The 11,948-nt window shown below is 68.1% G+C and carries 10 protein-coding genes; 9 read left to right on the top strand and 1 reads right to left on the bottom strand.

The window, feature by feature from the left end; all coding sequences use genetic code 11:
* Nucleotides 1-55 precede the first annotated feature (55 nt).
* From hutI to hutU, 4 genes are read left to right on the top strand one after another with little or no spacing between them, the layout of a single operon-like run.
* Nucleotides 56-1,252, top strand: coding sequence for an imidazolonepropionase (gene hutI, locus M2319_RS10140; protein WP_264601342.1), 1,197 nt, complete (start codon nucleotides 56-58; stop codon nucleotides 1,250-1,252).
* Nucleotide 1,253: 1 nt separating this feature from the next.
* Complete coding sequence (gene hutH, locus M2319_RS10135; RefSeq protein WP_264601341.1) at nucleotides 1,254-2,789, top strand: histidine ammonia-lyase; 1,536 nt, start codon at nucleotides 1,254-1,256, stop codon at nucleotides 2,787-2,789.
* Nucleotides 2,789-3,601 carry an N-formylglutamate deformylase gene (gene hutG / locus M2319_RS10130; protein WP_264601340.1) on the top strand — a complete coding sequence of 271 codons (813 nt, stop codon included), beginning with the start codon at nucleotides 2,789-2,791 and terminating at the stop codon, nucleotides 3,599-3,601. The genes hutH and hutG overlap by 1 nt, the downstream gene beginning before the upstream one ends.
* A gap of 3 nt (nucleotides 3,602-3,604) precedes the next feature.
* Complete coding sequence (gene hutU / locus M2319_RS10125; RefSeq protein WP_264601339.1) at nucleotides 3,605-5,272, top strand: urocanate hydratase; 1,668 nt, start codon at nucleotides 3,605-3,607, stop codon at nucleotides 5,270-5,272.
* A gap of 57 nt (nucleotides 5,273-5,329) precedes the next feature.
* Here hutU and M2319_RS10120 read toward each other — a convergent pair whose 3' ends face one another.
* Entirely contained in the window at nucleotides 5,330-6,382 is a 1,053-nt protein-coding gene (locus M2319_RS10120; RefSeq protein WP_264601338.1) for a helix-turn-helix transcriptional regulator, read from the bottom strand.
* A 214-nt stretch (nucleotides 6,383-6,596) separates the two neighbouring features.
* On the opposite strand from M2319_RS10120, the gene M2319_RS10115 reads away from it, so the two are divergent.
* From M2319_RS10115 to M2319_RS10095, 5 genes are all read left to right on the top strand, one after another.
* Nucleotides 6,597-8,585 (top strand): TonB-dependent receptor domain-containing protein, encoded by a 1,989-nt coding sequence (locus M2319_RS10115; protein ID WP_264601337.1) that lies wholly within the window; start codon nucleotides 6,597-6,599, stop codon nucleotides 8,583-8,585.
* Nucleotides 8,586-8,655: 70 nt separating this feature from the next.
* A complete protein-coding gene (locus tag M2319_RS10110) occupies nucleotides 8,656-8,940 on the top strand; it encodes a DUF2218 domain-containing protein (protein WP_264601336.1) in 285 nt (94 codons plus the stop codon).
* A complete protein-coding gene (locus M2319_RS10105; RefSeq protein ID WP_264601335.1) occupies nucleotides 8,937-10,082 on the top strand; it encodes an ABC transporter substrate-binding protein in 1,146 nt (381 codons plus the stop codon). Before M2319_RS10110 ends, M2319_RS10105 begins: the two co-directional genes overlap by 4 nt.
* Nucleotides 10,075-11,154, top strand: a complete 1,080-nt coding sequence (locus tag M2319_RS10100) for a FecCD family ABC transporter permease (RefSeq protein ID WP_264601334.1) — start codon at nucleotides 10,075-10,077, stop codon at nucleotides 11,152-11,154. The genes M2319_RS10105 and M2319_RS10100 overlap by 8 nt, the downstream gene beginning before the upstream one ends.
* The gene (locus M2319_RS10095) at nucleotides 11,145-11,948 is read left to right on the top strand and encodes an ABC transporter ATP-binding protein (RefSeq protein WP_264601333.1); all 804 of its coding nucleotides are present in this window, start codon (nucleotides 11,145-11,147) and stop codon (nucleotides 11,946-11,948) included. The genes M2319_RS10100 and M2319_RS10095 overlap by 10 nt, the downstream gene beginning before the upstream one ends.

The raw sequence follows: 11,948 nt of genomic DNA, 5'->3' as shown, positions 1-11,948 counted from the left end.
ATGTATGGACATAATACTATTAAACGCAACTTAAGCAAGCGCTATCGGAGGCGAAATGCTGCTGGTCGACGCCCGTCTGGCGACGATGGAAACGGGTGCCGCGCCCTACGGGCTGGTGGAGGACGGGGCGGTCGCGCTCGACGGCGCCCGCATCGCCTGGTGTGGACCGCTCCGCGACCTGCCGGCCGAATACCGTGACGACGAGCGCGTGGATCTCGGCGGGCGGCTGGTGACGCCGGCGCTCATCGACTGCCACACCCATCTCGTCTATGGCGGCAACCGGGCGCGCGAGTTCGAGCAGCGCCTGCAAGGCGCGAGCTACGAGGAGGTCGCGCGGGCCGGCGGCGGCATCGTCTCGACGGTCTCGGCGACCCGGGCGGCAACGGAGGCGGACCTGCTGGCGGACGCGCTGACCCGCGTCGACGCGCTCATCGCCGAAGGCGTTGCGACGATCGAGGTCAAGTCCGGCTACGGCCTCGATATCGAGACCGAACGGAAGATGCTGCGGATCGCCCGGCGCATCGGCGAGGAACGTCCGGTGCGCGTCGTGACAAGCTATCTCGCGGCCCATTCCGTGCCGCCGGAATACAAGGGCAGGGCGGACGCCTATCTGGACGAGGTCGTCATCCCGGGCCTTGAGGCTGCGCACCGCGAAGGGCTCGTCGATGCCGTCGACGGCTTTTGCGAGACCGTTGCCTTTTCCGCCGAGCAGATCGGCAGGGTCTTCGACAAGGCGGCGGCCCTTGGGCTGCCGGTCAAGCTTCACGCCGAGCAGCTCTCCAACCAGGGCGGGGCGGCGCTCGCCGCGCGCCACGGCGGGCTTTCGGCCGACCACCTGGAATATCTCGATGCGGCCGGCGTGACCGCCATGGCGGCATCGGGGACCTGCGCGGTCCTCTTGCCGGGCGCCTTCTACACCCTGCGCGAAACCCAATTGCCGCCGATCGAGCTCTTCCGCAGCCGCGGCGTTCCGATGGCGGTGGCGACCGACTGCAATCCGGGCACCTCGCCGCTCGCCTCCATCCTCCTTGCCATGAACATGGCCGCGACCCTCTTCAGACTGACCCCGGAAGAGGCGCTTGCCGGCGTCACGCGCAACGCGGCGAAGGCCCTCGGCCTTACCGACAGCGGCGTCATTCGCGCCGGCATGCGCGCCGACCTTGCCATCTGGGATGCCGGCCATCCGGCCGAACTTTCCTATCGCATCGGATTCAACGCGCTCCACAGGCGCATTTTCGCGGGAGCGCTCTGAGATGATCCTCACCCCCGGTTCGGCAACGCTCGCCCAGCTTGAGGAAATCTACCGCACGCCCTCGGCCGTCACGCTCGAGCGGTCCTTCCGGCCGGCGATCGAGGCCGCGGCCGCGCGCGTCGCCGAGGCCGCGAACGGCGAGGATGCCGTCTACGGAGTGAACACGGGCTTCGGCAAGCTCGCCAGCGTGCGCATCGCGCCCAAGGACACCGCGCAACTGCAGCGCAACCTGATCCTGTCCCATTGCTGCGGCGTCGGCGAGCGCACGCCCGCGCCCATCGTCCGCCTGATGATGGCCTTGAAGCTGCTCTCCCTCGGGCGCGGCGCGTCGGGCGTCCGCTGGGACATCATCGAGCTCCTCGAAGGAATGCTCGCCAACGGCATCGTTCCGGTCGTGCCCGCGCAGGGCTCGGTCGGGGCCTCCGGCGATCTTGCGCCGCTCGCCCATATGAGCGCGGCGATGATCGGCGCCGGCGAGGTCGACCATGACGGCCGCACCGTTCCCGCCGAGAAGGCGTTCAGGGCCGCCGGGCTGGAACCCGTCGTGCTCGGCCCCAAGGAGGGGCTGGCGCTGATCAACGGGACGCAATTCTCCACCGCCTTCGCGCTGGCGGGGCTGTTCGAGGCCTGGGCCAATGCCCGCGCGGCCGTCGTCGCCGGCGCGCTCTCCACCGACGCGATCATGGGCTCCACGGCGCCTTTCGTTGAGGAGATTCACACCCTTCGCGGCCATCGCGGCCAGATCGAGGTGAGTGCGGCGCTGCGGCACCTGATGGAGGGCTCGGCGATCCGCGAGAGCCATCGCGAGGGCGACAAGCGGGTGCAGGATCCCTATTGCATCCGCTGCCAGCCGCAGGTGACGGGCGCCTGCATCGACCTGTTACGGCAGGCCGCCTTCACGCTGGAAACAGAGGCCAACGCCGTCACCGACAATCCGCTGGTGCTGACCTCGACGGGAACGATCACGTCGGGCGGCAACTTCCATGCGGAACCGGTCGCCTTCGCCGCCGACCAGATCGCGCTCGCCATCGCCGAGATCGGCGCCATCGCCCAGCGCCGCGTCGCGCTGATGGTCGACCCGGCGCTCTCCTTCGACCTGCCGCCCTTCCTGACCCCCGATCCGGGCCTCAACTCCGGCTACATGATCGCGGAAGTCACCTCTGCCGCACTGATGAGCGAGAACAAGCACCTAGCGAACCCGTGCTCGACGGACTCCACGCCGACCAGCGCCAACCAGGAGGACCACGTCTCCATGGCCGCGCACGGCGCCCGGCGCCTGGCACGCATGAACGAGAACCTCTCCCACATTCTCGGCATCGAGATGCTCTGCGCCGCGCAAGGCGTCGAGCTGCGCGACGGCCTCAACACAAGTCCGCCCCTTGCCGCCGCAATCTCCCGCCTGCGGCGCGATTGCGACGCGCTCGGGCAGGACCGCTATCTGGCGAACGACATGGCAAGCGCCGCCGCCCTGGTGCGGAGCGGCGCCCTCGTTGAGGCCGTCGGCCTCGCCGATCGTCTCGTGCTCGGAGGAAATTGATGGATCCCGTGACCGTAACCCGGGGCGAGAGCTGCCTCGTCCTTGCAATGCCGCATACCGGAACGTGGCTGCCGGAAGAGGTGCAGGGCGCGCTCAATGACCGCGGCCGCGCGCTGGCCGATACGGACTGGCACGTCGACCGGCTCTATGCGGACCTCGTGCCCGATGCGACGATCGTGCGCGCCAATTTCCACCGCTACGCCATTGACGCCAACCGGGATCCGGAGGGCCGCAGCCTCTATCCCGGCCAGAACACGACCGGGCTCTGCCCGGTGACGGATTTCGATGGCGCAGCGATCTACCGGGACGGCCGGGAACCCGATGCCGCCGAGATCGAGCGCCGCCGGCGCGCCTTCCACGCGCCCTATCACGCGGCGCTCGCGCGCGAACTGGAGCGGGTGAGGGACGCCCATGGCGTCGCGGTGCTCTACGACTGCCATTCGATCCGCTCGCGCATCCCGTTCCTGTTCGAAGGCGTGCTGCCCGACTTCAACATCGGCACCAATGGCGGCCTTGCCTGCGCGGCAAAGATGGAAACGGCGGTCGCCGAGATCTGTGCCAGCGCGAACGGCTACACGAGCGTCGTCAACGGCCGCTTCAAGGGCGGCTGGACGACCCGGCACTACGGCCGGCCCGAAGACGGCGTTCACGCTGTCCAGATGGAACTGGCCCAATCGGCCTATCTCGCCAGCGAGGCGCTGCCCTTCGCCTATGACGAGGCGAGGGCAGGGCGCATTCGCCCGCATCTGAAGACCATTCTCGACACACTCATTGCGCTGGCCAAGGCGCCGGCGACCGCCAGGGAGGCGTGATCCATGACCCACAGCCGCAAGAACACCCGCGACGTCTTTCCGCCGACCGGACCGGAGATCACGGCCAAGTCCTGGCTCACCGAAGCGCCGATGCGCATGCTGATGAACAATTTGCATCCGGACGTCGCCGAAAATCCCCATGAACTGGTGGTCTATGGCGGCATCGGCCGGGCCGCGCGGTCCTGGGAGGATTTCGACCGGATCGTCGCCGCCTTGAAGACGCTGGAAGCGGACGAGACGCTGCTCGTCCAGTCGGGAAAGCCGGTCGGCGTCTTCAGGACCCATGCCGATGCGCCGCGCGTGCTGATCGCCAATTCCAACATCGTCCCCCATTGGGCGACCTGGGACCACTTCCACGAACTCGACCGCAAGGGCCTGATGATGTACGGCCAGATGACGGCCGGCTCGTGGATCTATATCGGCACGCAAGGCATCGTCCAGGGCACCTACGAGACCTTCGCCGAGGCCGGGCGCCAGCACTATGACGGCGACCTCACGGGCAAATGGATCCTGACCGCGGGCCTTGGCGGCATGGGCGGCGCCCAGCCGCTGGCCGCCGTGATGGCCGGAGCCTCGTGCCTTGCGGTCGAATGCGATCCGACCCGCATCGATTTCCGGCTGCGCACCCGCTATCTCGACGAAAAGGCGGAGACCCTCGACGAAGCGCTGGAAAAGATCGACCGCTGGACGAAGGCCGGCGAGGCGCGGTCCGTCGGCCTCCTCGGCAACGCCGCCGACGTCTTCCCGGAACTCGTCCGGCGCGGTATCCGCCCCGACATCGTCACCGACCAGACCTCGGCCCACGACCCGCTCAACGGCTATCTGCCGAAGGGCTGGACGCTGGCCGAGTGGCACGACAGGCGCGAAAGCGATCCCAAGGCGGTCGAGACGGCCGCGCGCGCGTCGATGAAGGAGCATGTCGCGGCCATGGTGGCGTTCTGGGAGCGGGGCATCCCGACTCTCGACTACGGCAACAACATCCGCCAGGTGGCCAAGGACGAGGGGCTCGACAATGCCTTTGCCTTCCCGGGCTTCGTACCGGCCTATATCCGCCCGCTGTTCTGCCGGGGCATCGGTCCCTTCCGCTGGTGCGCCCTGTCCGGCGACCCTGAGGATATCTACAGGACCGATGCCAAGATGAAGGAGCTGTTCCCCGAGAACACGCACCTTCACACCTGGCTCGACATGGCCCGCGAGCGTATCGCCTTCCAGGGACTGCCCTCGCGCATCTGCTGGATCGGGCTCGGCGAGCGCCATCGCGCCGGCCTTGCCTTCAACGAGATGGTCCGCAGCGGCGAGTTGTCGGCGCCGGTGGTGATCGGCCGCGACCATCTCGATTCCGGCTCGGTCGCCTCGCCGAACCGGGAGACCGAGGCGATGCGCGACGGCTCCGACGCGGTGTCGGACTGGCCGCTGCTCAACGCGCTCCTGAACACCGCCTCCGGCGCCACCTGGGTGTCGCTGCACCATGGCGGCGGCGTCGGCATGGGCTTTTCCCAGCACGCCGGCATGGTGATCTGCGCCGACGGCACGGACGACGCGGCCCGGCGCCTGCAGCGGGTGCTATGGAACGACCCGGCCACCGGCGTCATGCGCCACGCCGACGCCGGCTACGACATCGCCCTCGACTGCGCCCGCGAGCAGGGGCTCAATCTTCCGGGCATTCTCTGAGATTCTTAGCGGCGAGGTGCGCGCGGTGTAACTGTCCGCCCGTTCCCGCCGCGGCGCCTAGAGGGCGACCTGGACGTCGCGCGGTGACAGGCCGAACTGCCGCTTGAAGGCGGTGGCGAAATTGGCCGGGCTGGCGTAGCCGGCAAGATAGGCCGCCTCGGCGATGCTGATGCCGCCGGCCTCCAGCGCCTGGCGGGCCTGTCTCAGCTTCCACAGCCGGATATAGCTGTAGACCGACATGCCATAGGCGGCTTGGAACAGCCGCTGCAGGGTGTTGGTGCTGGAGCCGATCTCGCTCGCCAGCCGGTCGGCGCTCACCGGCCCCTCGCTGTGGGCCGACAGCCATTCCTCGACGCGGCGCAGGCGCTTGCGGTCGTGCGGCCTGAGCCTTGCGTCGTCCGCGCCCGGGGCAACCGACAGGATCTGTTCGAACGCTTCCGCGACCAGCGCCAGCACCCGGCTTTCCAGGTAGAGCCCGGAAAGCACCGGCGGCTGATCGGGCGGGTTGATGATCTGTTCGGCCATGGCGATCGCCCGGTTGCTCGGCCGCCAGGTGCGCCAGGCCAGGTGGCAGCTCGCAAAGCGCCGGATCTTGTCCAGATCGAAGCCGGTGTCGGCAGCGCCTGCTTCCAGCCACTCCGGCGTGATGGCGATCGACACCTTGCGCACATGGACGCCCTTGCGCGTGCGCCGGACGAACCGCTCGGTGCGCGACTGGGCGAAGATGCAGCCGATCGGCTGCCAGCCGCTCTCCGCCTTTTCCGGCATCGGCACCGGGACGCCGCCGACGGTCGCCTCGACCGCGCCTTCCAGGAAGATCTTGACGCCGAGATTGGGCGCGCAATCGCGCTCGATGACGAAATCCTTCAGGTCCTCCGCATCGGAGAAATGCACCGACAGGCCGTCGCGCAGGCGCATGACGCCGCTGCGGCCGCGCAACAAGCCCTCGGACCGGCGATGGTCGCCCTTCAGCGTGCGCGAGGGGGCATCGCCGTCGCGGTCGTAGAAATCGCCGGCGGTGACCACCTGCTCGGCGCCGTGGGCCCGGCCGCGTGCGGCGCGCGCAAGGCGCCGCGGGGCCATCGTTTCCGGCTGTCGGAGGGTCGCCATGCCAATCCCGTTCGTAGTGTTTCGGATAGCCTTTCCTACTGCGCAAAGGTATTTGATGCAAATGCAAATGAGTAGCATCTAGGCCGCATGGGGAGGCTCGTGTAACGAATCCTGACGGTAACTGAAATGGTTCCCGCGCTGCAGCATCGACGGTGCCGCGGCGGACGGGAACGGGGTACCCGGCGGAAATCCGCCGGGAAAACGGGGTAGTGCAATGCAGTACAGTCAGCCATTCGTCGGCCTCCTCCTGGCGGGCGTCAGCCTTGCCGCGCTCGCGTCGGCAGCGGTGGCCCAGGACAGCGTCCCGCTGGACACGATCGTCGTCTCCGACGAGAGCGGCGCCGTCGCCAAAGAGGTGGAAACGGACGTCCAGATCACCGAGGAAGATATCGACCGGCGCAATCCGCAGACGCTGCGCCAGCTTTTCCAGGCCGAACCTTCGGTCCAGGTGACGGGCGGCAGCACGGCGACGCAGAAGATGTTCGTCAACGGCGTCGAGCAGTCGAAGCTCAACGTGCAGGTCGACGGCGCGCGCCAGCGCAACAGCGTCTGGCACCACAATGGCGACTTCGGCATCGATCCCTATTTCCTGAAGCAGGTCGAGGTCGACGCCGGCGTGGCGCCGGCCGATGCCGGGCCCGGCGCGCTCGGCGGCTCGGTCCGCTTCCAGACCAAGGACGCCAGGGACATGCTGCTGCCGGGTCGGACCTGGGGCGGCACGGTGCGCGGCAGCTACGACACCGACAGCGAGACCTTCACCTCCACGACGGCCGCCTACCGGGTCCACCAGGGCTTTGAGGTGCTCGGCATCCTCAAGCGCTCCGAAGGCCAGGACTACACCAACGGCGACGGCATCACGGAGCCGGGCACCGCCAACGACCTGTGGAACGGGCTTGCGAAATTCGGCTACGAGAGCGAGGCCGGCCACCGCTTCATGCTTTCCACCGAGTACTACCGCGACGCCGGCATGCGCCGTCTGCGGGCGAATCTCAACCTGTTGTCGATGCCGCTCTTCAACTACAGCCTGGCGGAGCGCTGGACGACCACGTTCCGCTACACCACCACCCAGCCAACGGACACCTACGATCCGGAAGTCCTCCTCTACTACAACCGCAACAGCCTGGAGCGGCCGAACCGTGCCGGCTATGCGGGGCCGAGCGGCGACTTCAATTCCGACAATGGCGAGTTCGGCGGCAAGATCCAGAACCGCTTCCGCTTTGACTGGGGCTCGCTGACGGCCGGCACCGATTTCTCCAACAACAGGACGGAGATCGAGCGCTTCCATTTCTCCAACGACGTGTCGGAGCGCATCGCCGATGTCGGCGCCTATCTGCAGGCGCGCATCGAGGCGAGCGAGCGGCTGGAGATCTCCACCGGCGCACGCGCCGACTTCCAGAGCTACCACGCCGTCGACGGCCACACCTTCGACAATTTCGGCCTTTCGCCGAATATCAGCGCGGCCTTCGAGATCATCGACGGGGTCAAACTGAAGAGTGGCTACGCCTATGTCTTCGGCGGCCTGGAGCACCCGCAGACGGCGCTCTACCACGCAAGGGACTACGTCTATGACCGCGACCTCGACCCGACCTGGGCGCACAACGCCAATGTCGGCGCCGAGTTCAGCCGCGGCGGCATCACGGTCGGCGCCAACCTGTTCTACACGGAGATGGATAACATCCTCGCCTACGACTACACCGGCCCCGTGGCGGCCCGGGTCAACGGGCCGGAACTCGTCACCTACGGCTTCGATCTGTTCGCCCGCTATCGCAGCGAGACCACCTATCTCTCCATCGCCTACAGCCACACCAAGCCGGAGGTCGACGGGCTGACGGCGCTACCGAACTCAAGCCCGAACTCGGCCAATGTGGTCGGCGACATCCTGACCTTCGACGGCTCCTATACCTTCCGCGACTGGGGCGTCACCGTCGGTGCCCAGGCGGAGGTCGCCTTCGACTTTTCCGACGAGGACCTGCGGGACGCGGGCTTCTCCGATCTGGAAGGCTACGAGGTGGTCAGCCTGTTCGCCGAGTGGCAGCCGCCGCTCGAGGAACTGGCGCACATCACGCTGCGCGGCGAGGTCAACAACGTCTTCGACGAGCAGTACATGCGCCGCGGCGGCTACTACCAGCTTCCGGTGCGCGGCATCGAGCCGGTCTACGAGCAGGGCCGCTCCTTCCTCGTCACCGCAACGGCAAAATTCTGAGCCCTGCCGGCCCGGGCGTCCTCGCGGCGTCCGGGCCGGTTCCCTTGGGACCGTATCGCGAAAGGACGCCATGCCCGTCACCTCGACCGAAATCGCCACCAAGGCGGCCTCGAAATACCTGCAGCAGCTCTGCAAGCATTTCGCCCACAAGGTCCCGGCCGAATTCGACAGCGCCGCCGGCCATGTGCGCTTTCCCTTCGGCCTTTGCCGGATGGCCGCGACCGGTGCCGCGCTGACCATCCATTGCGAGGCGGACAACGCGGAGGCCGCCGAACGCATGCAGGCGGTGATCGCCACCCACCTGGAACGCTTCGCCTGGCGCGAGGAGCTGTCGATCGACTGGGTGGCGGCATGACGGTGAGGGCGCTTTCCAAGAGAACCGGCGCGGCCCTGCGGTCGTTCCTGCTTTGCTGGGCCGTCCTCGCGGCCTCCCTTGCGCATGCTGAGGAGGTCACGGACCTTGCCGGCCGCACCGTGACGATCGAAAAACCGGCGGAGACCATCGTCGTCGGCGACGGCCGCATCCTCTCCGCCATCGCGCTTCTCGACCGGAAAGACCCGCTGCACAGGGTCAAGGCGCTGCTCTCCGACCTGCGGCTTACCGACGGCGACCTGCTGTCGACCCTTTCCAGGCATTTCGAGCGCATGAAGACGCTGCCGATCTACGCCGGAAAGGGCGATTCGGTGTCGGCCGAGACGATCATCTCGCTGGCGCCCGACGCGGCGGTTTTCGGCCTCCAGGACCACGGGCCGGGTGCCAGCAACACCGAGCTGATCGCGCAACTGGAAGAGGCCGGCACGACCGTCGTCTTCATCGACTTCCGCCAGCATCCGATGGAAAACACGGTGCCGTCGATCATCCTCCTCGGCAAGCTGCTCGGCCGCGAGGACGAGGCGAGGGAATACACCGACTTCTACGAGGCGCACCGGGCGCGGATCGCGGAGCGCGTCGCCGGTTTCACCGGTGAGCGGCCGACGGTGTTCCTGCACGCCCATCCCGGCCGCTTCGACTGCTGCGTCGGCATGGCAAACGGCATGCTCGGTCCGTTCGTGACGCTCGCCGGCGGGCGCAACATTTCCGCCGCGGTAACGCCCGCCGTCGTCGGCCGGCACACCCTGGAATTCGTTCTTGCCGAGGATCCGGACGTGTGGATCGGCACCGCCTCGGGCTCGCTGGAGGACTTTGAGGCCGGGCGGCCGATCGTCGTCCTCGGCACCAAATCCAACGGGGAGATCGCCCACGCCTCCCTGCAGGCTGCCCTCGAGGCGGACGGTCTGGAAGCCTTGTCGGCCGTGCAGGCCGGGCGGGCGCATGCCATCTGGCACAATTTCTACAACTCGCCGCTCAACATCTATGCGCTGGAATCCTTCGCCAAATGGATCCATCCGCACCTGTTCGCCGATCTCGATCCCGACGAAACGCTTGCGGAAATCCATCGCCGGTTCCTCGGCTATCCGCTTAACGGCCTTTACAGCGTGAGCCTTGGCGATGAGTAGCGCCTTCAGCGACACGGCGCTGGCCGCACGGGACCTGGCGGCCGGCCACCGGCGCATCGCGACGCGCCGCATCGCGATGCTCGTCCTTCTCGCCGTCATCCTTCTGGTCGCGCTGGCCCTCGATCTCACCACCGGGCCGGCGCGGATCGATTTTGCCGAGATCGTCGGCGGCATCCTCGATCCGGCAGGCCTCGACGTGCGCACGCGGATCATTCTCTGGCAGGTCCGGCTGCCGGACGCGCTGATCGCCCTTGCGGTCGGCGCCGCCCTCGGCCTTGCCGGCCTGGAGACCCAGACCGTCCTCAACAATCCGCTCGCCAGCCCTTACACGCTCGGCATTTCCGCGGCCGCCTCCTTCGGCGCCGCCATGGCCATCGTCCTGGAGCCGGTGCTCTCCTTCATGCCGGTCACGGCGGTGCTGCCGTTCACGGCATTCGCCTTTTCCTTCGGGGCCGCGCTTCTCATCCTCGCCCTGTCCTCGCTCCATGGCGGCGCCACCAGCACGGTCATCCTCTACGGCATTGCCCTGCATTTCCTGTGCAACGCCCTGACATCGGCCCTGCAGTATTTCGCCAGCGCCGAGGCCGTGGAGCGGGTCGTCTTCTGGACCGTCGGCAACCTGACCAAGGCCGGCTGGACGGAGGTGGGGATCGTCACCGCCGTCTTCCTCCTCGTGCTGCCGCTGAGCCTGCGCCATGTCTGGGTGCTGACGGCCCTGCGCGGCGGCGAGGTGCTGGCCGCGAGCGCCGGCATCGCCGTCGGCCGGGTGCGGATCGCCGTCATGGCGCGGGTAGCGCTGCTCGCCGCCATCGGCGTTTGTTTCGTCGGCGCCATCGCCTTCGTCGGCCTCGTCGGCCCGCACATCGCCCGCATGCTCCTCGGCGAGGACCACCGCTATCTCATTCCCGGCGCCTGTCTCACCGGGGCGGCGATGCTCTCGCTCGCCTCCTTCCTGTCGAAGGTGCTGCTGCCCGGCGTCATCATTCCCGTCGGCGTCGTCACGGCGATCGTCGGCGTGCCGGTTTTCCTGGTGCTGATCGCCGCGCGGCGGGGGGAGGCGGCATGGCGGTGATGACGGTCCGCGACGTGGATGTCCGGCTCGGCGGCCGGCCGATCCTCTCACAAGTGAGCCTGCCGCCGTTGCAGCCCGGTCGGCTGACGGCGCTGATCGGGCCGAACGCGGCCGGCAAGTCGACGCTGTTGCGGGCGCTCATCGGTGCGATCCCGGCGCGCGGCACCATCGCGATCGACGGCACGGAGGTGCGCAACATCGACCGGCACACAAGGCGCGGCCTCCTGTCCTATATGCCCCAGGCGGTGCCCCAGGGCTCGTCCCTGTCGCCCTACGAACTGGCCCGCAGCTATGCCCGCGCCACCGAGCTGGCGCTGTCCAGCCCCGACCTCGACCGGCGCATCGCCGAGCTCTTCTCCATGCTCGGGCTGATGGACGATGCGCACCGGCCGATGCAGGTGCTCTCCGGCGGCAAGCGGCAACTCGTCGGGCTCTGCCTCACCGTCATCCACCAGCCGGCGATCCTGCTCCTCGACGAGCCGACCAGCGCCCTCGACCTGCATTGGCAACTGGCCGCGATCTCCATGGTCCGCGGCTATCTCGACAGGAACGGGGCCACGGCCGTGATGGCGCTGCACGACGTCAACCTCGCCCTCCGGTTCTCCGACGAGATCGCCGTCCTGAAGCACGGTCGGCTGGTTGCCGCCGGGGCGCCGGCCGACATCGTCAGCCCCGACCTCATCGCCGAAGTCTACGGCGTCGCCGCCCGCGTCGAGACCTGCAGCGCCGGCTTCCCGGTGCTGCTCGCCGACCGCCCGACCTCTACCGCCACCTCCACAGCCAGTCCCGGGTAA

Source organism: Rhodobium gokarnense (assembly GCF_025961475.1).
Lineage (GTDB): Bacteria > Pseudomonadota > Alphaproteobacteria > Rhizobiales > Rhodobiaceae > Rhodobium > Rhodobium gokarnense.
Note: the sequence above shows the minus strand (reverse complement) of the source record. Positions and strands in the feature narration are given on the sequence as shown.

Coding starts and splice junctions, on each gene's coding strand:
- M2319_RS10110 (WP_264601336.1), top strand. CDS start 8,656: ATGCCCGTCACCTCGACCGAAATCGCCACCAAGGCGGCCTCGAAATAC.
- M2319_RS10115 (WP_264601337.1), top strand. CDS start 6,597: ATGCAGTACAGTCAGCCATTCGTCGGCCTCCTCCTGGCGGGCGTCAGC.
- hutI (WP_264601342.1), top strand. CDS start 56: ATGCTGCTGGTCGACGCCCGTCTGGCGACGATGGAAACGGGTGCCGCG.
- M2319_RS10105 (WP_264601335.1), top strand. CDS start 8,937: ATGACGGTGAGGGCGCTTTCCAAGAGAACCGGCGCGGCCCTGCGGTCG.
- M2319_RS10100 (WP_264601334.1), top strand. CDS start 10,075: ATGAGTAGCGCCTTCAGCGACACGGCGCTGGCCGCACGGGACCTGGCG.
- M2319_RS10120 (WP_264601338.1), bottom strand. CDS start 6,382: ATGGCGACCCTCCGACAGCCGGAAACGATGGCCCCGCGGCGCCTTGCG.
- M2319_RS10095 (WP_264601333.1), top strand. CDS start 11,145: ATGGCGGTGATGACGGTCCGCGACGTGGATGTCCGGCTCGGCGGCCGG.
- hutG (WP_264601340.1), top strand. CDS start 2,789: ATGGATCCCGTGACCGTAACCCGGGGCGAGAGCTGCCTCGTCCTTGCA.
- hutH (WP_264601341.1), top strand. CDS start 1,254: ATGATCCTCACCCCCGGTTCGGCAACGCTCGCCCAGCTTGAGGAAATC.
- hutU (WP_264601339.1), top strand. CDS start 3,605: ATGACCCACAGCCGCAAGAACACCCGCGACGTCTTTCCGCCGACCGGA.